We start from the raw sequence: 23,918 nt of genomic DNA on the forward strand, positions 1-23,918 counted from the left end.
GACTCCTTCGTCGGGTGAGCAGCGGCGCCGGTGGCGCCTTCATTTTGGGGAGATTCAGTTAGGGAGTTCAGCTGGGTCGAGAACGACGCGCGGCCCGGCTCTTCGCCAGCTTCGTTGCGGACGTTGTGATCTGAGGCTAGGCGGCGCTGTGCGTCCACCGCAATGACCGGTACGATCAATTGCGTGATACGCAAAGTTGATGCACCGCGGGTAGAGTCCGTTCACCGAGCCCTGGTGCTGCTCAAGCACATGGCGGAGCAGGGTTCAATCAGCGTGACCGAGGCGTCCAGCATCCTCGAGGTGAACCCCTCAACGGCCCAGCGCCTGCTGGTGACCCTGGTTGGAGACGGCTTCGCCGAGCAAGTGGCGCAGCGGCGCTATGCCCCGGGCCCCGACTACCGGAGGCCGGCCATCGACAACGCCCCGCCGTCCCTGCCCGTGCGTGTGCGCCCCTATCTGGAGCGGCTATTCACCCGCGTCGGAGAGACGAGCCACCTCGCAGTGCTCATCGGCACGGAAATCCACCACCTGGACGGCATCGAGGCCACCACCCATGCGCTCCGTTTCGGCCTCCGCACCGGCGTCGTCCTTCCAGCCCATCGCACGTCGGCAGGCAAGGCCATGCTGGCGGACCTTCCCCGGGAAGACATTGAGAAGCGCTACCGCGTCCTCGACGACACGGCCTCGGCCGTCAACGCCAACATCGATCTCCCCAAGCTATACCGGGACGTGGACCAGGCACGCCGGCAGAAGATCGGCATGAACTTCGAAGAGAGCGAGGACGACGTGGCTGCCATGGCCGTGTCCCTAGGCGTGGTCGACGGCCAGCATGCCGCCCTAAGCATCGCCATGCCAATCGGTCGCTTCGCCCGGCAGGACGCAAAACGACTTTCCGCCCAGCTGCTCGAAACGGCCGCTGAATTCAAGAAGCAGGAGCTCCCGGCCTGACCTCAGTGCTGATCGGCGGTCGAGGTCCTGGCATATCCGAGTAGAAGGCCCATGTCGGCACGGTATTTGCGGGGCGTGTAAATTTCCCTCGAGGCCTCGTGTGACAGCGCCAGTAAGACCGACCTGGTAAGACACTTGAAGCTCTGCCACCCGCGTGGACCGGTTTCGCCGCCGGCGATCACACCGACCTAGAGCTCATGAGACGTCCGCGGCTTGTCAGGATCGTGTTGGTTTCGGCAGTGTCCGCCAGTAGCTCGCCTAAATTGACCGCGGCCCTTTACGCGGGAGCAATTACCCAGTGTTGCTCGAGCGCGCGGAGGCCCGCAACGACGCGCAGTATAGGACGTGGCTGGAGTTCATTGGTGAAGTCCTGAAGCAGCCGCTTGGCCTGTCCCAGCAGTTTGAGGCTCAATTGCTGGAACTGCTCACCGAATCGTTCAATGGTGCATTGACAACGGGCAACACGGTGACCTACGAATGGGAGAACAAGATTCTCGCCTGCTGGCCCCGCAACTACATACCCACGGAGACTCGTTCTTCTGGGCCAGGGCTCCCTACGCGGAGTACAACCTGTCCTTCCGTTGCACCCGCTTCGAGGCCACCGTAGGACTCAGTGACCTTTCAGCGAGCAACCTCAAGGTCCGAATGACCACGGCTGTGGACAGCACCGAGCAGGATCACGGGATCTTCGGCATAGGCCAGAAGACGAACGTCGCCGTCGATACGGCGGGGCCTTCCGGCTCACGGTCCAGAACCACTATGTCTCCGGCACCGACAGCTCAGGGGGCAAGGGCATCTGGGGCAACGCCAGGATCCTTTGCCTGGGCAAGCCGTAACACTCACCTCAGAGCGGCGCCGTGGAATCCGCGGCGCCGCTCTGAGGTGTTGGCACGCCTAGGCCGTGACGCTAAGACGGGAGAGGGCGACGGGCTCGAGGTTCAACTTGGCCGGTTCAACTTGGCCAAGCTGCGGATGGACCTCCAGAACGCCGCAACAAGGCCTTCCGCGGGTGGCTACGGGGTCTAGGCCACCGGCCACCCTAGGACCGGTGCCCGCAACGGGTCGCTAACCGGTGCAGCCAGGCAGATTCACGGTTTCCTTCTAGAGGGACGGCATTTGGGTCCTCGTTGATTCCCATAGGTCCCGCCCGCAAAGTGCCCGGTGAACATGCGGCGGATCCGAGTGTTGCTTCAACGAACAGAATCCGGGGTGTCCTTAGGGCTACACTGGCGGCCATACTCGGCCGCCATTGGTACGCCAGGACGTCCATCAATGCACGGGCGCGCTGTCCGGCTTCACCGACTTGCGGCACCCGTGCTACCGTGCCCGCGAAAAGCGTGGCCATGCCCATCACGGTACGCCCGCACCTGATCGGCCGTCAGCGGGCCCCTCTGCAGACACACATGGGCTCTCGTCGACGTCGGTCATGCTGCTGTGCACGGCATGGGCAATGAAGGGATATGAGCAACCAGCCAGGCAGCAGCCACCACCGCAACCGGTCGGGATGGCGCGCTCAAACCCCGAGCGTCATGTAGTTGTCCAGCACGGAGGCAATGAACAGGTATGAAGAACAGCAGGTCAGCCGGCACCTCGCTCCAGGACACCTCGTCAAGAATTCACAGAGTCATGCAGTAGCCGCCGGAGACAACGATGAAGAAGCAGAAAGAACACCACGAGCCCGACAGGAGGAACCCAGTGAAGAACCAACGACGCGGAACAGGAGTCCGGGCCAAATATTTCTCACGTCATGCTGCCCAGGCCACCGACGTCCATGAACAGGTAACTAACGACAAACGGTCGATCAGCAAGGTACACAAGGAGGCAACCAGCCACCAATGAAAAAGGCCCCCGAAGGGGCCCACAAGTGAACAAAATGTGCACACTCAGAGGCCTAAAAGCCCCTGAACAGGGAAAACACGTGCCCAAGGTGGGACTCGAACCAGCCGCTCCCCCTGCAAATCCGCCACTCCCCGGAAAACATCCCTAGTCCGGCCCAGTCCGATACCGGTACAACCGAATCCGAAACCCAGGGTGTGGACACTGTCCACACCCTCTTTTCTGGGCATTTCGATGCGCCGTATTGCGGCGCGCGCAGCCATTGAGGCCTGGACAGTCCTTCTCCACGCCCTCGCTCATTCGGGCCTTCGATGATGTCTCCGGCAGCCGACCGACCCAGGACTTTGGCTTTGCAGTGGTGTGCGAAGCAGTCCTGGGACTGGGCAAGAGCGTTGCGACCTCCTTCGAACCTCTCATGGGCGGAGAAGAAGGCATGACCCGAACCTCGCCCTACCGAGCACCGAACTGTCGAAAGGCCCAGCCCCTATCAACTAACGAAACGGTGGTTATCGGACGTTGGGTTTGGGTCGTCGCCAGGGGCCGGTGAAGTGAGGGGCTGCGTCCTGTGCTTCGAATGCAGCAACTCGCGGCATCGGCAGGTTTCTACGATTTGGTGTCAATGGCCATTAGTTTCTGCCCAACGGCGGCCAGTTAATGTGCCCGCTGGTGGCCAGTGAAACTGCCCGGTGATGGCCAACAGATCTGCCCACTGAAGGTTTCGGCGGGGTTGGCCATCGTGGGGTCGTGTCAGTTCAGTTGGGTGACTCCTTTTCCGGTGAGGGCCTGGGTGAGCCGGATGGAATCGCCGCTGGTCTGGCAGACATGGGCGTGGTGCAGCAGCCGGTCCACGGTGGCGGTGGCCAGGGTTTTGGGCATGAGCTCGTCAAAGCCTGCCGGGTGCAGGTTCGAGCTGATCGCGACGGAGCGCTTTTCGTAGGCTGCGTCCACGACCCGGTAGAGGCCTTCGGCGGCGTCCGTGGCCACCGGCAGGAGCCCGATGTCATCGATCACGACGAGTTCGGCGCGCAGGATTTGGCCACGGCCCGGGTGACGCTGTCGTCGGTGCGGTGGGCCCGGATCAGGGCGCCGAGGTCCTCGAGCCTGAACCAGGCCACGCGCATGCCGGCTTCGACGGCTTGCTGGCCGAGGGCTTCGAGGAAGAAGGTTTTTCCGGTGCCGGACGGTCCGCAGACGACCAGGTTCTCCCTGCGGCTGATCCATTCCAGGGTGCGCAGGGCCTGCTGGGTCGGCGCGGGGATGGAGGAGACGGTGGGGTCCCAGGCGTCGAAGGTTTTCCCTGTGGGGAAGCCTGCTGCCTTGCGCCGGGTGGCGAGCATGGACCGGGCCCGGCCGGCTGTTTCTTCGGTGAACAGGGCTTTGATGATCTCTGCCGGTTCCCAGCGCTGGGCTCGTGCGGTCGCGATGAGTTCCGGGGCCAGGGCGCGGGCGTGGGGCATTTTCAGCTGCCGCATCAACGCTTCAAGTTCGGCCGGCAGGGGCGGCGCGGTGGTGTTCGTGGTGCTGACAGGGCTCATCGGTTCGGCTCCTTCACAGGGGCGGGTTCAGTGCCCAGGCCGGCCCAGGCACTGGTGCCTTGGGTCAGGGACCGGGTCTCGTCCGCGGCGTGGGTGGTGGTGCGTCGGATGTTGGCGTTGAGGATCGAAGCCAGATCGCCGTGAGCGAAGCGGCCATGCAGGGCGGCGTCGCCCAGGGCCCGGTCCACCGCCTCGGCGCCGGCGATTTTGGCCAGCGTCACGGCCTCAGCCGTTTTCACGTTCATCCGGGCCGTCCCGGTCCCGGCGGCTTCCACGAGCCAGGACCTGGCGCCCTCGCCGATGGCAAGGAATTCGGCCTCACCGGCGTTGCGTGCCTTCACGGCGTAGTCGCCCGGGATCCTGGTCCTGGTCCCGGGAAAGTGCTCATCGATGATCGCGGGGCTGCCGGGCCTGGCCCGGTGATGGCGGGCGACCTCGACCGGGCCGGCGGGGCCGTGGTGGACGATGATGACCTGCTCATCGGGCTCGGTGCCGTGGGAGCGGACGAACACCCTCGCGCCGAGCAGATGCGCGGGCACGGAGTACTGGGCGTTCTCGAAGGTGACCATCGGCGTGTTCCCCGGAACCGTGCGGGCCAGTCCGAACGCGACCGTGTGCGCCGTGTCCGGGATCCGGTGCAGCCGGAGCTGTTCCTCTGCCAGCACCGCTGCAGGTTTGCGCCGGATGGTGCGGTGCTCCCGGTTGTTCACCTCGTCCATGAACGCCTCGCAGGCGGCCTCAAGTTCAGTGAAGGAGCTGTAGTCCGCCCGCAGGTTGGTCTCTTTGGGAACGATATCGGCCTTGGCCAGCTTCACGGACGCTTCGACGCCTCCCTTCGTGGCGGGGTCCGCCGGCTGGCAGGTCAGCACGGTGACCCCGTAGTGGCGGGCGAAGTCCAGGGTCTGCTGGTTCCGCACCGGCACCCCGGCCACGTGGGCCGTGGTCACGGTTTTCTCGTTGTCCGTCAGGACGTAGGTCGGTGCCCCGCCCAGGATCCGGAAGCAGCGGTCCAGAGCGGCGAACACGCTCGGCGCGGTCCGGTCCCGCAGCGGGATCACGATCCGGAACCTCGAGAACGCCAGCCAGGCAACGAACAGGATGGTCTTCACTCCGCCGATCCGTGGTCCGTCGCCGAAGTCGTACTGCAGCCACATTCCTGGCTCGGTGATCCACGGCCGGTGAACGCGGGTGTGTCCCAGCCGCCACGCGGCCTTGACCTGCGCGATCGCACGGCGGGTGGACCGCTCCGAGCCCGCATACCCCATGGCGAGGAGCTTCGCGTGGGCCTTGTCGGCGCGGATCCGCCCCTTGGACGTCTCGATCCATTCCTCGATCTTGGGCAGGTAATCGTCCGTGACCCTTGGCCGGGGCCCAGGTTCGGCGATTGGCCGGCCGGCGTCCCGCGCCGCGACATGCCTGGCAACAGTGTGGTGCGAGCAGCCCGTGAGCTCCGCCGTGGCGCGCAACGATCCAGTCAGATCGTAGGCAGCAAGAATTTCCATGATTTCTCCGTCATGCTTCATACAGGGCCTCTTCCTGGGATGACATTTGGTGCGACTAGACACCGTCATCAAATCCCGGGGAGAGGCCCCCACCGCTTAAGACGCGGCAGGTTCAGTAAGGAAGTGGGCAGATCTCATGGCCACCAATGGGCAGTGCTACTGGCCGTCAGTGGGCATTTCCGTGGCCGCCTACGGGCAGTTTTTCATGGCCGCTGACAATTTGGCGATGCGTCAGGTGTTGCTAGGCAGACAGGCGATGGCACTTATGCCTAAATGCTCAATTGATCCGGCTTGGCGTGCTTGCACGCCTGTTCAATCGGCGCTATTGCTTGAGCTCTTCACCTCACCAAGGCTCCGTCACTCGGAGGTTGCCGCCACGACCCAGCCTCATTGAATGGTCGCCCAGCGGCGAAACTCTGTGGGGTGACAGAGCGGCTATGTACGCAGCGTGCCTAGGGCGCTGATCATCATCTGGACGGACTCCCTGGACAAACTGGACAGTGGCACATTCGGTTTTCGGCTAGCGAACCCGCTGGCCCGGAGATTCAGTGCTACATCGCGCAGCACGGGGACATCTTCGAATTTCGAGAGGAATAGATCCAGCACGTGTGCATCGGGTGCTTCTGCATCAGACATCTTGGACATGCGGGTGAAGTTGAACTCTATCGATGTTCCCTGCCCGCTGAAGTAGAAGAGAGAGAGGGTTCCTAGCCTCTTGCTGCTCCCGTCCAAGATGGGCAGGCTGCCAGCGGGATTGACGGTCTTTGAACCGACAAACTCCAAGCCGGCCGATCGCGCAGTTGCCAGTAAGAACTCGAACGGCTCGACGTTACCGGGATCGTGCTCTTGCAGCCATGAACGGAAGCTGTCTGCATCCCAGCCGGTAAGGTCTCTTCTGTCCTGGGCGGACTTGACCTCTGCCAGCTCTTGCCCGTAGACCTGCGGCATGAGGATCTCGATCGGCCCTTGCTTTAGCCGGGAGTATTCAACTGCGATGACGGAAGTTGCAGGGCCGGCCATGGCGTTGAGGTATTCGATCATTCTCTTCAGCGGCGGGTTGATGCGGTCAACGGCGAGAACGATCCTGAACCTGCCTTCCTTCAGGTTCGACGCTAAAGAGTCCCTCAGGGAAAGTCCTTCAGGGGCGTCATCGAGATCCAGCGGGCGGGATGTGCGCGTCTGCCATTGCGTGGAGAATTGTTCGATATCCATTTTCCAGAGACGAGATGCATAGTCGAACATCTGGCCGACTACCTCACGCCTGATTTGCGGGTTGGACGCCAACTTGCACTCCACCAGTGTCAACTCTCCCGTGGAGTCGACAACGACGATGTCGGCCGGCCCGGCCTCCGATTGGAACTCCCGGCAGGTCTTGGCAGCTGTGCTAACGCCGGGAATGAGTTCCGGGTGTAAGGCCAGAATCTCTTGCAGCTCGGATTCCATCGCGTAACCTGCATCGTCCGGTTCCAGCCAGGAACCATCCCCTTGGCGAATGAGGATCCCACTCATGGCCACGGCCCCCTTCCACCGCATTTCCGTGTGAAAACAAATCAATAATCGAAGATGGGCAACAGCGCAAGATCTGCGCCTGGGCCCCACCTCCGGCCTCCTCTTCAGAACTACTGATCGCCATGGACTTCCTGCCAGCAAAAGTGGACCAGAGTTCTGGTTGATGCGGGCTTCCAAGCACTTGGCGGAGTAAGGGGCAGCTGAAAGGCCTGAACGGCAACAACTGGGCTCAGTCCTGCGGGCTGCCGAGGCCACTCGCGGTTCGCCAGTAGAAAGAGGAGTCGTCAGCCCGCCCGCACCTCTCTAGCCTCTAGACCGAGTACCGGAATGTTTGAAAGGCTCTCTGTGTCCCCTGCGGCGACTCGAAGGAGAATTGTGACCGACAATCCTGCACCTGCAGTTGTTGAACCCATTCCAAAATGGCACGAATTCATGGTTCCGGTACTTCGGGTGCTTTCCGACGGTAAACCCCGGACTCGACGGGATTCACTTACCGCGACGCTCGACGAAGCCGGAATGACCGAGGAACAGCGGGCAGTGATGCTCTCCTCCGGCCAGCCCAAAGCAGAAAACCGCATTGGGTGGGCGATGTCTGATCTGACGCGAGCTATCGCCGTTGCCAAGCCGGAGCGCGGCAGCTTCGTCATCACCGACCTCGGCAAAGACCTCCTGCAAAAGAACCCTTACGCCATCACCCAGGAAATCCTGAGGAACATCCCGGCCTACCGTGACTACGAACCCCAGCGACAGAACGTCTCTAAAGCGGACCCCGTGGATATCGCCGTTGAAGATTCGGAATTGGATCCAACTGAACAGATCGAGCGCGGCATCCAACTGCTGCGGGCGGATCTGGCGACGGATCTACTCAAGCGGTTGCAGGAGCGTCACCCGGACTTTTTTGAAGAAGCCGTGGTCAAGTTGCTTCTGACGATGGGCTACGGCGGAGCCGAAAACCGCGGACGGCGCATCGGCGGCTCCGGCGACGGCGGCGTGGACGGCGTTATCGACCAGGACGCGCTGGGCCTCGACCAGATCTATATACAAGCCAAACGCTACGCCCCGGACATCACAGTGGGCCGCGAAGCATTCCAATCTTTCGTCGGAGCGCTGGCGGGCCGGGGCGCCACCCGCGGAGTATTCATCACGACGAGTCGGTTTTCAGCAGGGGCCATCGAATACGCGAAGTCAATCCCCACACGGATCATCCTCATTAATGGCAAGCAGTTGACCGAACTGATGATCCGGCACGGAGTCGGCGTCCAGATCGCCAAGACCTACACCGTCGCCGAGATCGACGAGGATTTTTTCGAGTAAAAGCTGCTCGTGTACCGATCATTTTCGCTCACGTGCTTGCATCGATGCTCCTGTTACGCCGACTACGCTGAGGCTCCAACCAACCCGATCGCCAACCACGGCTGCTAAGGGCGTTACTCGACGGAATCACGGTTATCGGCGTTTCAAATGGGCTCTGTCTTTTGACGAAATGATCGCGCATCCATTGCGTCTGACGCGGCGGCGTAAAGTGTTAAACGGCCGGCGGCGGACAGCCGACTGGCGTCCCCCACGCCAGCGGCCCCCAGCTCCGTCGTCGGTCCTTTCCGGCTTTGGCGCTTCGGGCAAATCGTGCCCTCGTCCCCACTGCCCGCAGGCTGACGAAAGGTCCGTTATCGGCGTTCGGTCCGAGCCGTTGCTGGCGGTGCGGTAACTTGTGAGATCGCGAATAGCCCGCTGATTCTTTCGTTAGTCTCACAGTCGTAGTGGACGGCTGGGTGCCAGATGATGGCGTTACCAATGAAATTCGGGTGCAGTTGGCCTTCCCAAGTAGCGTTGGCGAACCCGAGCACGACATGATGTGAGGTGCCATCTTGACAACGACAGTGGTTCAGAACGGTGATGCTGCAGGCTACGCTGCGGCTCCGGATGACCAGAATGCTTCAGAAGTGATCAACCCGGCTACCGGCCAGGTCGTTGCGCGTTACCGCCGCGCCACGCGGGAGGACGTAGATTCCGCTGTTCAGCGGGCGGAAGCGGCATTCAAGCTCTGGGGGGCCACCCCACACGCTGAGCGCGCTGAAATACTTCTCAAGATCGCTGATGCGATTCAGGAGGAAACCGAAGAGTTCGCTCGCCTTGAGAGCGTGGACGTGGGTAAACCGCTTGCACAGGCGCAGGACGACATGCCCTTGATGTGGGACGCCCTGCGGTTCTTCGCAGGAGCTGCGCGTGTTTCCTCGGTTCCAGCTACCGGCGAGTACGCGAATGGCAGCACGTCATGGGTCCGTCGAGAGCCGCTGGGAGTCGTGGGGCTGATCACTCCTTGGAATTACCCGCTCCTGATGGCGGTCTGGAAGATCGGGCCGGCGCTTGCCGCCGGTAACACTGTCCTTCTTAAGCCGGCCTCGCTGACTCCCTCCACGACCATTAAACTCGTAGAGGTGGCCAACCGTTTCCTCCCTGAAGGGGTTCTTAACCTCATTCTCGGGGACCGCGAAGCTGGAACGGCTATGGCGGAGCATCCCGGTATCCGGAAGATTTCGCTCACTGGAGCGACATCGACAGGGAAATTCGTTGCTGCAACAGCCGCAAAGACCGTGAAACGGCTCGGCCTCGAGCTGGGCGGCAAGGCCCCGGTTTTGGTCTTCGCGGACAGCCCGATCCGGGAGACCGCGCGGGATCTGGTGGCGTTTGGATATTACAACAGTGGCCAGTCCTGCACTTCACCATGCCGAATTATTGTGGAGGAGACGGTGTACAACGAATTCGTCGAGGCATACTGCGACGAGGTGAAATCGTTGGTCGTAGGTGACCCGCTTGACCCGGCAACCACGATGGGGCCGGTGGTTTCGGAACATCAAATGAATCAAATTCTTGGTTTCATTGAGCGTGCGCGCGCCGCGGGCGCCAAAATCCGTGTTGGCGGTAGCCGCATCGACAGGGCCGGATGGTTCATCGAACCCACGGTCGTGACAGATGTGAAGCAGACGGACGAGATTGTCCAAAACGAGGTCTTCGGGCCCGTTATGACCATCCAGGCGGCCAAAGATGATGACGAGATGCTCATGCTCGCGAACGATGTCAATTTCGGGCTGTCGGCGAGCGTCTGGACGACAAATCTCGCTCGGACGCTGCGTTTCTCAAAGGAACTCGAGTTCGGCACCGTTTGGGTCAACCAGCATGAATACAACGCTGCGGAAATGCCCTTCGGTGGCTTTGGGGAGTCCGGCCTGGGCTATGAACTCACTGCCCACGCTATCGACGAGTACTCACAGTTCAAGCACGTGATGGTCAAACCAGACGTGACCTCCTAGGAGTTCGACAAAGACGGCGCGGGCCCCACTCTTCGTGGGGCCCGCGCCGTTTTGGTTCTTCCGGACGACGGCGGTCCGGGATGTCCACAATAGAACGCCCCGGATCTCAGCTATCGGTGTTCAGGGCGCCGACTAACCGGCCGTTGCCCGCGATCCCATTCAGGCTGCGCAGAAGAGCTGCGCAGCCCGGCGTATACAGGACTCCAGGGGACCGCTGAATACACCGAGGTCGCAGCGTGCTCGGACCCCTACCGATGACCGTCAGGCGGGCGCGTGTTCGAGTCGACGCTGCGGTACGGCAACGAGTCGTTCCGCCCGGCTTGGTCTCCTAAGAATTGCCAACTACTGATGGCCCCTGTTTCGCGTCCCGCCCCCGGCAGGCGAGTGCCAGGGCAGGACCACAGCGGCTGCCCCGCCATTTCTGTACCGGACCAGAAGGGGCTCATCTCTGCGGATTTGGAGGTACGGGCCGATCAGAGGTTGAAGGGCTGCCATCAGAAAACACCCTCGTGGATGTCCTCGCACCTGATTGCTCCACGGAGCGGGCACCTGTACGGGTTGCACCGACTCCCGCGATCACCACCAATACGATGCCCACGACGCCTAGCGGCCGGGGAACCTGGGCCAGCATCAGGAAGCCCACAATGGCGCCTACTGCCGGCTGCAGGCTCATGAGCACTCCAAAGGCCGTGGTTGTCAGCCTGCGCAGCGCAAGAAGTTCAAGAATGAAGGGAACCACGGGCGAGAGGAGGCCGATCCCAAGGCTCATCATGAGAACGTCAAGAGGGACACGCGCTACGACATAGACACCTGTACTGCAGGTTGCGAGCAATGCTGCTACGGGCAGAGACATGGACAGTGCCTGGAGTCCGGACACGTTGTCTCCTGCACGTTGTGTCATGACGATGTAGACAGCCCAACACAGCCCTGCAGCCAAGGCGAGGGCAATACCTTTAAGGTCAAAACCGCTGTGCCAGGGCTCCGTTAGCCCCAGAACGCCCACGAAGGCCATCGCACACCACAATCTGCCCTTTTTCCGCGCGCGCCATCCGGCTACTGCCAGTGGGCCTAAGAACTGTAGGGCCATCTCCGTTCCCAGAGGAAGGCTGGATATAGCGGCCATATAGAGCAAAGTCATTGAACCGGATGCGACACCGAGCCCGGCACAAGTTAGCAGCGACCGGCGATCCCACGAATGCCGCCAGGGTCGGACGAATATGACAAGAACGGCGCTGGCCCAGACCAATCGAAGCCAAGCCAGGTCCTCGGGACTGATGCGGTCGAATAGGCCAACAGAAACTGCCCCGCCCAACTGCCCCGCCCAAATTGCACCGAACGCGAGAAAGGCCCCGGTTCCTGCGCTACGTGGCCCGGCCATGACGTCCTTGGACACTGAGCCGCAGCTTTCTACATTTGCAATACCCGTAGTGCATATATTTCCCTCGTGAATGGAACCGGAGCCTCCCAACTTTTCGTCATGAGAGGCCCCGGTGGCTTATGAATCTCGGCAACGCCGGACGGCGGTCAAAAACTACTGACCATTACCAGTGGGATTCAGTCAGTTTCAGGACCGTGGCAATAATGGCAGTCCTCGCCACACTCGATGTCCTCGACTGTGGCTGCAGCCAGGCGCGGGGAGATCGCGGAGAAGCTTCCTCTGTTGTCGTCCCGGTGGTCTACTTGTCGGCGAGCACTCTCCTCTGCCGACAGGGCATAGTGTCTTGGGCCTGAATCTTTGGTCAACTGGCCATCCTTTTGCTCCAAGTGGCTAAGCGCTTGTCCAAGCGGCACCTTTACGATCTTCAGCGGTATCCACGCGATTGACTCGCAACTGTAATATGGACGTTCAACCAGAGAGCTTCGACTCACTAATCCGTGCAGTGACGAAGTGTTTCCTGCGGACCGCCACGTCTTTGTACCCGGAGTTCATCGAGATCCAGGGCTACCAAGCCGATCATGGCGCTCCTGTCCGCAACCCTTGTTTGCGGACGGGCAAGTTTCCCGGACCGCTTGTCTTCTGGATTCTGCGACGTCAGTCCGGAATCTGGTTTTTTGGGAACAAAGTGCACTAGCTGTTCGATGGGATCAAAGAACATGGGCAGATCCGCCGATTCCTCCACCGCACTATCTGTCTGCGGCCGGTGGTCGCGTCCGGGGAAAGAAAATGATGGACTGGCCGGATCCATGGAAGTCGAGAGGAGCATTTGGCCCTGTTGGTCCTTCCTCATGGATTTTTCGTTTCCGCGTTGCTCTGCTGATCTTCCGGGTGGAACCTCGGCGGTCGGGTGACCATCACCTCTGGGATGGATCCCTTCCATTTTTCGACCTCGACAAGGGCGTGCTGCGCCGTCGTTGCCTGGGAAAGACTTGACGAAGGGCGGTCGGCGGTCAGCACATTAACGTTGCCGTGCCGGCAGAAGGAGGGGTCATCCGGCGCCGGATCGTACCAGGCGCCCGCGGAAAGCTGCACCACTCCCTGACGAACCGCCGGTGTAATAACAAGACCTGCGAGGCAGGCGCCGCGGTCATTGAACAGCCGCACAACGTCGCCCTCCACAAGTTTCCGGGCCTCCGCGTCCTCGGGATGCATGCGAAGGGGTTCACGTCCCTGCACCTTGGATTTCTGGCTGGTTGTCCCGATGTCGAGTTGGCTGTGGAGCCGTGTCTTGGGCTGGTTGGCGATGAGCTGCAGCGGGTAGCGGCCGGCGTTACCGAGCCATTCGTCGGGTTCGATCCAGACGGGGTGGCCGGGGCAATCCGGGTAACCGAACCCGGCGATGACTGATGAGTAGATCTCGATCTTGCCACTTGCTGTTCGCAATGGGTGCTGCTCGGGGTCATGGCGGAAATCTGAGAAGAGGACCTGAGCCTGGTCTATGACGGGAATCTCCATCTTCTCGCTTGCCCAGAATGTATCGAAGTCCGGGACATCGACGTCCTTCTCCTTTAGGCGTGTCTGCCATCTGTCGTAGAGGTAGCGGAGCCATTGAAGGGTGGTTCGTCCTTCGGTGAACTGCTCACCACACCCCAGTTTCTCAGCGATGGCTGCAAAAATCGCGTAGTCATCCCGTGCTTCTCCTGCCGGCACGGTGAGGGCGTGCATCGGAAAAAAAGTCGGGTCGTTCCTGCCGGCCCCGTAATCGTCGCGTTCAAAGGACATGGTCGCCGGCAGCACGATGTCCGCGTGTCTGGCCGTGCTGGTCCAGAACTGCTCATGGACTATGACCGTGGACGGTTTTGTGAAAGCGCTGCGCAGCCGCGCCAGGTCCTGGTGATGGTGGAACGGATTTCCTCCCGCCCAGTAAACCAGTTCGATCTTCGGAAGTGTGATGCGCCGGCCGTTGAAGTCAATCTCGGTGCCAGGGTTGAGGAGCATGTCGGATATCCGGGCGACCGGAATCCCGAGTGCCTCGGTGTTGCGCCCTTGGGGAAGGGACGGTGCACTGGAGACCCGGAGGGGAAGGCCGATGTCGGCGGAGGAACCGTAACCGTGCTGAAAACCGCCGCCGGGCAGCCCGATTTGTCCCAGCATTGCCGCCAGGGTCACGCCTAACCAGATCGGCTGCTCGCCGTGCTGCTGGCGTTGCATCGACCAGCTGAGGTTGATCATGGTGCGGGAAGAAGCCATTTCCCGGGCGAGGCGTTCGATCCTCGTGGCGGGCACAGTGGTGATTTCCTCCGCCCACTTCGGGTCCTTTGGAATTCCATCGACGTCGCCGCGAAGATAGGGCAGAAACATTTCGGTGCCGACGCAGTATTTGGAGAGGAAGGCACGATCGGCGAGGTCCTCGGCGTCGAGAACGAATGCAAGTGCGAGCATCAGCGCCGCGTCGCTGCCTGGGCGTGGAGCGATCCATTCGGCTCTGGCCTCGGCATAGGTGTCGTCGGCGATCGGTGTGATGTCGATGAAGCGGCATCCCCGGGACACAGCCTTCTCAATTGCTCCCCGGGCCTGGTGCCTGCCGATTCCGCCAGGGCCGATTCCGCTGTTCTTTTCTGAGAGACCCCCGAAGCACACGAACAGGTCAGTGGTTTCACTGACGACTTTCCATGAACTTGCCTTTGCCATGATTTCGTCGGCACCCGCGATGATGTGCGGGAGCAGGATGCCTGACGCGCCGTAGCTATAGTCACTGATGCCGGCAACGTAACCGCCCAGGGTGTTCAGGAACCGATGGATTTGGCTTTGGGCATGATGGAACCGGCCTGCACTGGCCCATCCGTAGGATCCGCCGTAGACCGAGGAACTTCCATGCTCGGTGTAGACGCGGTCAAGCTCTTTGCTGACCAAATCAAGTGCCCGTTCCCAAGAAACTTCGACGAAGGGTTCTTCGCCCCGGGCCGTGCTGGGTCCCGGGCCGTTCTCCAGCCACCCGCGCCGGATAGACGGGCGCAGAACTCGTGTGGGATGGTGTTGGGCAGATGCTGTGTTGGCCAGAATGTCCCGTGGATCAGGGTCGCCGGACCAGGGACGGACCGAAGTGAGCGACTTGCCATCGCTCTCTGCTTCAAACGCTCCCCAGTGTGTCAAATGGGTTGGCATGTTGCTCCCGCTCACTCCCTGCTGAGGGCCCTCATCTCATTCCGGAGGGCAGGTTTTGTTGTCGCTGAGCTGGAAGGAAAGGCAGCCACGGTGTGGAATCCTCGCCGATCCTTCCTCTCCTCGAGCGTATCGCCGTCGGTGACAGATAATTATTGGACAAAGGCTGAGCGTGCGGGCAAGCGCCCGTAATTTTTCCAATATGCGGGCCCGACGGCCTTCGTCAACGCCGCTGCCCGGGGCGGGTAGCTATGAGATTTCAGTCACATCACAACTGGTGGCTCCCCGATTCGGACGATCTCCAATAGTTCGGGCAAGTCGCCAGGGCCTACCTTCAACGTGTAGTCATTTTCAGCGGGCCGAAGCGATGGTGCCTCGAACCGTGTAAGCGCCTACCTCAAGGCGCTCCAATCTCTGCGGACTCGACAGGAGTTTTCGACCAATGCCACACACTGAGACACGTCCCCCACAGGGCGTAAAATCCCACGGAGAGGGCCAGCTTCACGGCAATATCGGCTTCTTCAACCTCGTCTTCACCATCCTGGCCTACAACGGGCCGATGGTGGTGTTCCTCGGGTACATTCCCGTTGTCATCCTACTCGGCAACGGAGTCGGTACTCCCGTGATGGTCCTCGTATGTGGCGTCGTTGCCATGCTTTTCGCCACGGGCCTCGTGGCCATGGGCCTCAGGCTTCCAAAACCAGGCGGTTTCTACTCATACGCGACGGCCGGTCTGGGCAGGATCGTCGGCCTCGGCACGGGATACACAGCACTGATCTGCTACTACGCTGCCAACCTCAGCGCCTACGCTCTTGGCGGTCTCGCTGCCGAGCACCTCGTGAAGGATCTTGGCGGCCCGGGCCTTTCCTGGTGGATCTACGGCCTGGCGATGTTCATCATCACCTCAGCCCTCGGGTATCTGAACATCGACTTCTCCGCCAAGATCCTGACCTTCTTCCTGGCGCTCGAGCTCATCCTCATGGTCGTTTACAACGCTTCGGTGATTGCCCAGGGTGGCGCCCATGGTTTGGGACTGGAAAGCTTCAAGCCTGAAAACATCTTCAGCGGCTCTATCGGAGTGGCGTTCCTTCTGGCGATGGGCATGTACGGCGGATTCGAAGCCAGCGTTATCTTCCGTGATGAAGTGAAACGGCCCGAGAAGACCGTTCCTCGCGCGACCTACGCCGTAGTTGCCGTCCTCACCGTCCTTTACGCACTCACTGCCTGGGTCTTCATCAACTCCTACGGCCCCCAGGCCATCATGACAGTCCTCGAAACCAATCTGGAGACGGCCTCAGGTGACAGTGTTCAACAGTTCACCGGCAGCTTCGCCTACTACGCGGCCACCGCGTTGCTGATCACCAGCAGTTTCGCGCTCTCACTGGCAAGCCACAACGTCGCATCCCGCTACCTCTTCAACCTCAGCGCCGACGGTGTGCTGCCAAAATCGCTCTCCCGCGTTCACAGCCGCCATTCCTCTCCGCACCGGGCCTCGGTCGCCGTCAGCATTCTCGTCGTAGTCGGCATCCTCTCCTTGGCAGGGCTGGAGGGTGGCATTGCCTACGCTCGGACGGCGGGTATCTACGCCTATGCCTTTACCGTCCTGATCGCTGTCGCAGCCCTGGCCATTACCGTCTTCCTCGCCCGCGACCGCACGGGAGGAAAAAAGGCCGTTTGGCAGACGGTGACTACCGGAGTCTCGACTATTTTTATGACCATCGCGCTGATACTGGCCACGTCAAACTTCGAACTGATCGTCGGCACGGAAGGCATACTCACCTGGGTGGTTCTGGCCGCGATTCTGGCCATCATCGCCACCGGCATGGTTACCGCGGCCGTGTACCGAAAACGCCGCCCTGATGTCTACGCCCGCATCGGCCGCAACGACGCCGGGGACATCGTTCCCAAGCCCGAGTAGATAAATGCATGTGCGCCCCGTTTAGAGTCAAAAGACTCCGACGGGGCGCAGATGTGCATGCGGCTACCGGTTCCTTCGGTCGTCGTGCTTTTGACGGTCAGTCCAGAACACCCCCCGGTGTGGCCGGCACCCCTCTCCCCACCGGCTCCGTACGGAAGTAACCTCGAACAAGACCTCGCCAAACAGCTCTCAGAGCCCAATTTCAGTGATTTCTGACTACCTGGCAGTCTCCCGCTCGCTGACTCGAAGGGTGACCTCTAGCGGTTTGGATGTGGTCCTCGCGTCGCAGCCTGGTCTGTCGCTGCGAGAGGCTGAGGCTCTGCAGCCGTGGACAGCGGGAGTTCGCTGTGATTGCAGCGCATTGACTGCCGCTCCCCCGCCCCTTAAGAGCATGCGCAAGCTGGTAAGTTCTTGGCATTATTCCCATGGACGCGAGGGGACTTCGTCCTTATACCGATGCGCTCATTCCGCCGCCGGGAGATCCTGATGAGAGCGGCACGGAGCAATTTGAGTTTTCAGAAGTTTGGCATGCAAAGGAGCCTCTAGTGATCACACATCCGAGAAGTACCAGTGCCCTTCCATGGTTGGATCTCGAAATCGGTCAAACTGTAGGTCTACTGACCGATGAAAGAACGCATTTCAGGGGAACGCTGGATGCGAAGACGAATGACGGAAAAATAATCTGGCTGGTAAGCGTCTCAGGAGAACGACGTCTTTTTCACATAGATGAAGGTCTGTCACCCGTGGCTGTATAAGAGACGTCCGGAATGATCAACGGCGCCCACATTAACGACGGATCAGGACGGATTTAGACAGATTCTTCTTTTGAGGCTTAGGTGTCCTCTATGACCGCAAGAGACGGAGTCTCCAAAAGCCGCCGGGACCTCCCGATCCTCGCAACCGGGAGGTCCCGGCTCATCTCCCGTGAGGTTCTTGCACCTGTCAGCAGGTCAGGGCCCTTGCCCGGAAGCTCGGAGCCGGTGCCGTCACAAACGCATCCCGAACTCTCTCAGGCCAGGGTCGGAGGCATTACCCGGGCACGTTGGATCCGGGACATCTGCCTTGAGTTTGGCATACCCATGCTGGTGATGGACATGGCCGGCACGGTCATCAACGACAGCGCTGTGGCCCACTTCGCCAGCACGCTGCCTGAAAACCGTTGCATTGGAACCTGGAGCTGCCAGGACATGCTTACCGTCGATTCGGCTCCCGACCAAGGCGCCCGGAACGTCAACGGCAAACTGACAGTTCCTGATGGACCCGGCCTTGGCGTGGAGCCCGACCCGGCGGTTCTGGGTTCCGCGTTCCTGGTCGTGAATTAACCCCCTCAGTACCCAATAGAAAGCGAGTAAGAAGTGTCACTCCAATCAGTCATCGTTCCCACCCAAATGCGGGCGTCGGTGCTTACTGGGCACGGCGGTCTTGACGTCATTGCCTACCGCACAGATGTCCCTGTGCCGGTCCCGGCGGACAACGAGGTCCTGGTGAAAGTCGGGGCGTGCGGTGTTAACAACACCGATGTAAACACCCGCACCGCCTGGTACAACCGCAATGTCAGCACTGGATATTCCGAGGAGTTTGGCGAAAAGGGTGTCAGCGATGGTTCCAACGTCACGACTGCTTCGTCGTGGAACACTTCCAGTGTGTCTTTTCCACGTATCAGCGGCGCGGCAACAGTCGGATATGTCGCAGCGGTAGGCAAGGGCGTTGACAGCAGCCGTATCGGAGAGCGCGTCATTGTCGACCCCTGCGTACGTGATGCTCAGGCTCCCCTGCGGGCCCAACTTGTCGAGTACGTCGGCAGTGAACGGGACGGTGGTTTTGCAGAATACGTGGCGATTCCTGCAATCAATGCGCATGCCGTTGATTCCCCGCTCTCGGACAGTGAACTGGCAACCTTTCCCTGCTCCTTCGATACTGCGGAGGAAATGCTCGAGCGTGCTCGTCTGAGTGAGGGGCAGACTGTGCTGATCACCGGTGCTGCCGGTGGTGTGGGCACCGCACTGATCCAGCTTGCGCACGTTCGCGAAGCGAAGGTTATCGCCGTAGCGGGTGCGTCCAAGGAAGAGCGCGTTAGGAGCCTCGGCGTGGCCCACTTCATCGCGCGCGAAACCGAGGACCTGCTCGCGGCCGTGGAGGACCTGGTTGGCACGCGTGCCGTAGATGTCGTTGCAGACGTGGTGGGCGGTCCGAACTTCGGCAGCCTGCTCAAGATGATGAGCCGGGGCGGGCGCTACACGACGGCCGGGGCCATCGCAGGTCCGGTGCAATCCATTGACCTGCGGGACCTGATCTACAAGGACCTCGAGCTGTACGGAATCACTTGCCCAACCGCCAAGACATTTGAGCGTGTTGTTGCGCTCATTGAGGCTGGCGAGCTCAAACCCACGCTTGATGGCATATTCCCACTCGAGCGACTCGCCGATGCCCAGGCCGAACTTGTTAAGCGCCAGCACTTCGGCAAGCTGGTGATCGATCCCAATATGTAATAACGATGACGTGTAGGTGGGCCGGTCTATCGGCCCACCTACACCTGCCACGGCAGAATAGCCTGGATTTAGGGCTGACTGGTGGTCCGATTGCGCGGGATATATGACCTTGCAGCTGAACTGCCCCGTGGAAGCCGGACGGGCACACTCCACTGTGATCGATAATGCCCCCCATGGACGAGGAGCTGAACAATGGCTGCGGACGCAGTGGCCCACCAGGCCATTAAAGTGGTCCGGTACGGCGCTCTGGTGACCCCCACGGGAACAGGCATTTCCCCCACCGTCTCTGCCAAAGCCCCCACGGACAGGCTCTGGAAGAGAACGCCCAGGAACGGTCACGGCGTTCACAACAAAGTCGCGAGCAGGTCCGCAGGAATGCGCCGCATGGCGTGCGTGCGGGCCGCTCACCGGCCATCGAGCGCCCATTGGGGCCCGATGAGCCGACCCGCGCGACGGCGGGGACAGCATGTTCATGCTGGTTGAGGCCGGCCCTCAACCAGCCGTTTCGGGCGGCGAGCGATGCGTGGACGGATGACAGGAAGGTCGTTTGGGCGGTGCGTACGCCGTGGAGGCCGGGCTCCTGGCTTTGCCCCTGCACCCGTGGCTTGAGTCACGGATAGGCACGTGGTAGGAGCAACTGATCCCGATTCCACGTACTATGGCGCCAACGGCCATGCCGGGGTACTCTCCGAGTGAGGGGCGGGGGCTGGACAACCGCCGAACCGGTTGTCCGGGTGGAAAGGTCTCTGAAGGGGCCGAGATGGCTGGATGGAATGTTGACACGGCCGCAGGTCCCCTTGGCGCCGGCACCGTCACACTTGTCGAGGGTTCCTCGTTTTGTATTTCACAGCCCAACGGAGACATCCTTCCCGACCTCCCTCACGGCGTGTTTCACCAAGACACGCGAATCCTCTCTCGCTGGAACGTCAGCGTAAATGGACAATCCATTGAAGCCCTTACGGCGCAAATGACGGAGCCGTATCGGGGCATCTTCGCCGGACGTATCCCCGGAACTCACGGTCATGCAGACAGCCCCCTGATTGTCGAACGGGTACGTGAGGTGGGCGTCGGAATCCAGGAAGAACTTACGATCCGTAATTTCTCAACCAAGTCAGCGGATTGTGTAGTTGTCCTCCACGCGGAAGCGGATTTTGCCGACTTGTTCGAAGTGAAGGAAGCCCGCGTACAGCGGCGCTGGCAGGAAACTCGTTCTGTTGCGGCGGGGCGATTAACCATCAGCTCAACATGGCGCAAAATCCGCAAGGCGATCAACATCGACGCGCCAGGGGCGGTCGTCAATTCAGGGAACGCTACTTACCGTGTGACGGTGCCGGCACGCGGGTACTGGAGCACTTTTCTGAGCGCCGTCCCTGCGACCCAGGAAGCAGAGGCAACCGATCCGTTCGCTCCCAAGACAAGGGAAGGTCCGTCGCCGATGGACCGTCGCCGGTTGGAGTGGGTGGCCAAAATCCCCAGACTTCAGATCGGCAACCGCTCCATCGAGCGAACTCTCCGGCGCAGTTATGACGACCTCGGCGCGCTTCGCATCGAAGATCCAAGGCATCCGGAACGCGTCGTAGTGGCCGCCGGAGCCCCGTGGTTCATGACTCTATTCGGCAGGGACTCCCTCTGGGCCTCTGAGATGTCCTTGCCGGTGGATCCCTCCTTAGCATTGGGGACTTTGCAAACACTGGCCGATTACCAGGGCAACGCCGTGGACCCGTTGAGCGAGGAAGAGCCCGGCAAGATTCTTCATGAGGTCAGGCTCGACGTTTCCAGCGGGCTGGCGCTTGGTGGCAAATCCGTTTATTACGGCAGCGTGGACGCAACGCCGCTCTTTGTGGCGGTGCTCGGATCTGTCAGCCGCTGGGGGTTCGCGAAGGAAGTCATTCAGGCGTTGCTGCCCAATGCCGACCGCGCTCTGGACTGGATTCGAGACTATGGGGACAAGGATGGAGACGGGTTCGTCGAGTATGAGCGTCTTAACAATCAGGGCTTGATCAATCAGGGCTGGAAAGACTCATGGGACGGAATCAACTTCGCCGATGGCCATCTGGCGGAACCGCCCCTCGCATTATGCGAGGTCCAGGCTTATGTATACGCAGCCTACGCGGCACGGGCGTGGATGGCTTACGATGCAGGCGACGAAGCCCTCGGAAACGAACTGGCCGACAAGATGGCGCTTTTCAAAAGGAGGTTCAACGAGCATTTCTGGATGCCCAAGGCGGGATACTACGCTGTTGCCCTGGACGGCAAGAAGAATCAGGTGGATGCCTGTGCTTCCAACATGGGCCACTGTCTTTGGCTCGGCCTGATCGATGACGACAAGGCCCCGCTGGTTGCAGAGCGGCTGATGTCTCCAGAGATGTTCAGCGGCTGGGGAATAAGGACCTTAGGCAGCGACATGGGCGCCTACAACCCGGCTAGCTATCACAACGGTTCGGTCTGGCCGCATGACAACGCAATCATCGCCGCTGGTCTGTTGCGCTATGGCTTTGTTGACGAAGCGCAAAAGATAGCCTCGGCCTTACTGGACGCAGCCGAATTCACCGGCGGCCGCTTGCCGGAATTGTTTTGCGGCTTCAGCCGGGATCAGTTCCCAGAGCCGGTGCCGTATCCGACGGCCTGCTCCCCGCAGGCCTGGGCGGCGACTACTCCTATCCTCCTGATAACGAGTCTCATGCGTTATGACGCCCACATCTCCCGGGGAGGTATGTGGATGGATCCGGTGCTTCCGAAGGCCTACGGGGACGTACACATATCCAATGCGCCGATGGGTCCCGGCCGGATCACCATAGACGTACAGGGCTCAGTTCCGACAGTTCACGGTCTCCCTGACAACATCTCCTTTCACCGCGGCTCCCGTCCTTGGATAACCGAGCTTGTGGAGCAATCGGATCGCAGGCGTAGAAGGAACTAAACTAGTTGGCACCAGGAGGCCAGGTTGGAGGTTCGTTCTTGGGCTCCCCGTGCGTGTTTCCGGTCCAGCCAGTGGGTCTGGCTAGTTCCTGAGGCGCTCAAAGGCCGTCTCTTTCGTGGTTGCTATTCCAATGCCTGCGACGACGGAGACAGCCGCGGTACCGAGGGCGATGGCAAACCAGGATCCTGAACCACTCAATGCAGCGAAGGCCACGAGCGGTGTGAGGCCTGACAAGGCACCTGCCAGCTGGTAGCCCACAGAAATCCCGCTGTAGCGGACGTCTGCGCTGAAGAGTTCGGCGAGGAAGGCGGCCTGTGGTCCCCATGTCGCTGCTACGAAGAACAGCAGCCCGGTGACGGCAAGGACGAGCTGCGGAAAGTTGCCGTCCTTCAAGAGGTTGAAATAGACGAAGGACACCCAAAGCGCGCATCCGACGGCCCCGAAGGCCATAACTGGACGCCTGCCGATGCGGTCAGAGAGGTAGGCGAAGGAAATCGACAGTGCGATGTAGAAGAGCTGCGCGATGGTGATGGCCGTGAGGACTGCCGTTGCCCCGTAGCCTGCATACCGGGTGGCGTACGGGGTGATGAAGACAAGGCCGATCTGGTAGAAGACAAGCGTGGCTAACGGCACGGCGACGGCAGTGATCAGGGCGCGCCACTGGGTCTTGAGCAGAGTCAGCAGAGGCACTTTGTGGACCTTGGAGTGACTGCCTTCTTCTTGGCTCTTGAGCTTTTTGAACTCGGGTGTGTCCTGGATTTGCTTGCGGATGTAGGAGCCGACCAGCAGCAGCACGGCACTGACCAGGAAGGGAACGCGCCAGCCCCAGGTCTCGAATTGTTCCTGGGTTGTGGTGGCGGTCAGCAGTGCCAGCAATGCGGACGCGAGCAGGAAACCCATGGAAGCGCCGACGTTTGCCCATGCTGAGTAGAGTCCGCGGCGGTTTGATTTGGCGGCGTGTTCAATGATGAGCAGGGCCGCCCCGCCGTACTCGCCGCCGACGGCGAGGCCTTGAATGACGCGCAGCAGCACCAACGTGACGGTGGCGCCGATCCCAATGACGCTGTACGTGGGGAAAAGTCCGAGGAGGACTGTGCTTACTCCCATGAGCCATATGGTGATCATGAGCATGGGCTTGCGTCCGAGCCGGTCACCGAAGTGGCCGAAGATGATGCCGCCGATAGGCCGGGCGAAGTAGCCAACAGCGAGCGTGCTGAAGCCGAGCAGAATTTCTGCGGCTGGATCGGTTGGGCTGAAGAACAGCTTCCCCAGGATGAGTCCGGAGAGGGAGGCGAAGGCGAAAAAGTCGAACCATTCCAGCACGGCGCCAATGGTGCTGGACATGACCACTCGTCGGAGGGAGACCGCGTCTGGTTTTCCTGTGGTTGAAGTTTGAGGCTCGGGTGCTGTCAC

The 23,918-nt window shown here is 60.9% G+C and carries 13 protein-coding genes and 1 pseudogene; 7 read left to right on the top strand and 7 right to left on the bottom strand.

Annotated elements, in window-relative coordinates:
• Nucleotides 1-183 precede the first annotated feature (183 nt).
• On the top strand, nucleotides 184-948 hold the full coding sequence (locus R5O87_RS04230) for an IclR family transcriptional regulator (RefSeq protein ID WP_410557103.1): 765 nt from the start codon (nucleotides 184-186) through the stop codon (nucleotides 946-948).
• Between the two features lie 2,583 nt (nucleotides 949-3,531).
• Here the strand turns inward: R5O87_RS04230 and istB are convergent.
• The 3 genes and pseudogenes from istB to R5O87_RS04245 form a co-directional block, all read right to left on the bottom strand.
• Nucleotides 3,532-4,319: pseudogene (gene istB / locus R5O87_RS04235) on the bottom strand (IS21-like element helper ATPase IstB).
• The gene (istA, locus tag R5O87_RS04240; protein ID WP_462836387.1) at nucleotides 4,316-5,842 is read right to left on the bottom strand and encodes an IS21 family transposase; all 1,527 of its coding nucleotides are present in this window, start codon (nucleotides 5,840-5,842) and stop codon (nucleotides 4,316-4,318) included. The pseudogene istB and the gene istA overlap by 4 nt, the downstream one beginning before the upstream one ends.
• Nucleotides 5,843-6,256: 414 nt before the next feature.
• On the bottom strand, nucleotides 6,257-7,330 hold the full coding sequence (locus tag R5O87_RS04245) for a hypothetical protein (protein ID WP_410557380.1): 1,074 nt from the start codon (nucleotides 7,328-7,330) through the stop codon (nucleotides 6,257-6,259).
• A 375-nt stretch (nucleotides 7,331-7,705) separates the two neighbouring features.
• On the opposite strand from R5O87_RS04245, the gene R5O87_RS04250 reads away from it, so the two are divergent.
• Together R5O87_RS04250 and R5O87_RS04255 are read left to right on the top strand one after the other, a co-directional pair.
• Nucleotides 7,706-8,644 (top strand): restriction endonuclease, encoded by a 939-nt coding sequence (locus tag R5O87_RS04250; RefSeq protein ID WP_410557381.1) that lies wholly within the window; start codon nucleotides 7,706-7,708, stop codon nucleotides 8,642-8,644.
• Between the two features lie 551 nt (nucleotides 8,645-9,195).
• A complete protein-coding gene (locus R5O87_RS04255) occupies nucleotides 9,196-10,638 on the top strand; it encodes an aldehyde dehydrogenase family protein (RefSeq protein WP_410557382.1) in 1,443 nt (480 codons plus the stop codon).
• 442 nt (nucleotides 10,639-11,080) lie between these two features.
• On the opposite strand, the gene R5O87_RS04260 is transcribed toward R5O87_RS04255, so the two are convergent.
• From R5O87_RS04260 to R5O87_RS04270, 3 genes are all read right to left on the bottom strand, one after another.
• Entirely contained in the window at nucleotides 11,081-12,016 is a 936-nt protein-coding gene (locus R5O87_RS04260) for an EamA family transporter (protein WP_410557458.1), read from the bottom strand.
• A gap of 490 nt (nucleotides 12,017-12,506) precedes the next feature.
• Nucleotides 12,507-12,866, bottom strand: coding sequence for a hypothetical protein (locus R5O87_RS04265; protein ID WP_410557383.1), 360 nt, complete (start codon nucleotides 12,864-12,866; stop codon nucleotides 12,507-12,509).
• A complete protein-coding gene (locus R5O87_RS04270; protein ID WP_410557385.1) occupies nucleotides 12,863-15,181 on the bottom strand; it encodes a molybdopterin-dependent oxidoreductase in 2,319 nt (772 codons plus the stop codon). The genes R5O87_RS04265 and R5O87_RS04270 overlap by 4 nt, the downstream gene beginning before the upstream one ends.
• Nucleotides 15,182-15,620: 439 nt before the next feature.
• On the opposite strand from R5O87_RS04270, the gene R5O87_RS04275 reads away from it, so the two are divergent.
• The 4 genes from R5O87_RS04275 to R5O87_RS04290 all read left to right on the top strand — a co-directional run bounded on the left by R5O87_RS04275 (nucleotide 15,621) and on the right by R5O87_RS04290 (nucleotide 22,505).
• Nucleotides 15,621-17,096, top strand: a complete 1,476-nt coding sequence (locus R5O87_RS04275) for an APC family permease (protein WP_410557386.1) — start codon at nucleotides 15,621-15,623, stop codon at nucleotides 17,094-17,096.
• 845 nt (nucleotides 17,097-17,941) lie between these two features.
• Nucleotides 17,942-18,418: an enolase C-terminal domain-like protein gene (locus tag R5O87_RS04280; protein ID WP_410557388.1), complete on the top strand. Its 477-nt coding sequence runs from the start codon at nucleotides 17,942-17,944 to the stop codon at nucleotides 18,416-18,418.
• A gap of 33 nt (nucleotides 18,419-18,451) precedes the next feature.
• Nucleotides 18,452-19,585: an alcohol dehydrogenase family protein gene (locus tag R5O87_RS04285; RefSeq protein ID WP_410557389.1), complete on the top strand. Its 1,134-nt coding sequence runs from the start codon at nucleotides 18,452-18,454 to the stop codon at nucleotides 19,583-19,585.
• Between the two features lie 760 nt (nucleotides 19,586-20,345).
• Nucleotides 20,346-22,505 (top strand): amylo-alpha-1,6-glucosidase, encoded by a 2,160-nt coding sequence (locus tag R5O87_RS04290; RefSeq protein WP_410557390.1) that lies wholly within the window; start codon nucleotides 20,346-20,348, stop codon nucleotides 22,503-22,505.
• Nucleotides 22,506-22,586: 81 nt separating this feature from the next.
• Here the strand turns inward: R5O87_RS04290 and R5O87_RS04295 are convergent, their stop codons facing one another.
• Nucleotides 22,587-23,849 carry an MFS transporter gene (locus R5O87_RS04295; protein WP_410557391.1) on the bottom strand — a complete coding sequence of 421 codons (1,263 nt, stop codon included), beginning with the start codon at nucleotides 23,847-23,849 and terminating at the stop codon, nucleotides 22,587-22,589.
• Between the last annotated feature and the right edge of the window lie 69 nt (nucleotides 23,850-23,918).

Origin of the sequence: Arthrobacter globiformis (genome assembly GCF_046536215.2) — a bacterium.
GTDB classification, from domain to species: Bacteria; Actinomycetota; Actinomycetes; order Actinomycetales; family Micrococcaceae; genus Arthrobacter; species Arthrobacter globiformis_E.

Bases quoted from the DNA above. Each gene is read 5' to 3' on its own strand.
- istA (WP_462836387.1), bottom strand. From the start codon at position 5,842: ATGAAGCATGACGGAGAAATCATGGAAATTCTTGCTGCCTACGATCTG.
- R5O87_RS04245 (WP_410557380.1), bottom strand. From the start codon at position 7,330: ATGAGTGGGATCCTCATTCGCCAAGGGGATGGTTCCTGGCTGGAACCG.
- R5O87_RS04260 (WP_410557458.1), bottom strand. From the start codon at position 12,016: ATGGCCGGGCCACGTAGCGCAGGAACCGGGGCCTTTCTCGCGTTCGGT.
- R5O87_RS04265 (WP_410557383.1), bottom strand. From the start codon at position 12,866: ATGAGGAAGGACCAACAGGGCCAAATGCTCCTCTCGACTTCCATGGAT.
- R5O87_RS04270 (WP_410557385.1), bottom strand. From the start codon at position 15,181: ATGCCAACCCATTTGACACACTGGGGAGCGTTTGAAGCAGAGAGCGAT.
- R5O87_RS04275 (WP_410557386.1), top strand. From the start codon at position 15,621: ATGCCACACACTGAGACACGTCCCCCACAGGGCGTAAAATCCCACGGA.
- R5O87_RS04280 (WP_410557388.1), top strand. From the start codon at position 17,942: ATGACCGCAAGAGACGGAGTCTCCAAAAGCCGCCGGGACCTCCCGATC.
- R5O87_RS04290 (WP_410557390.1), top strand. From the start codon at position 20,346: ATGGCTGGATGGAATGTTGACACGGCCGCAGGTCCCCTTGGCGCCGGC.
- R5O87_RS04295 (WP_410557391.1), bottom strand. From the start codon at position 23,849: ATGTCCAGCACCATTGGCGCCGTGCTGGAATGGTTCGACTTTTTCGCC.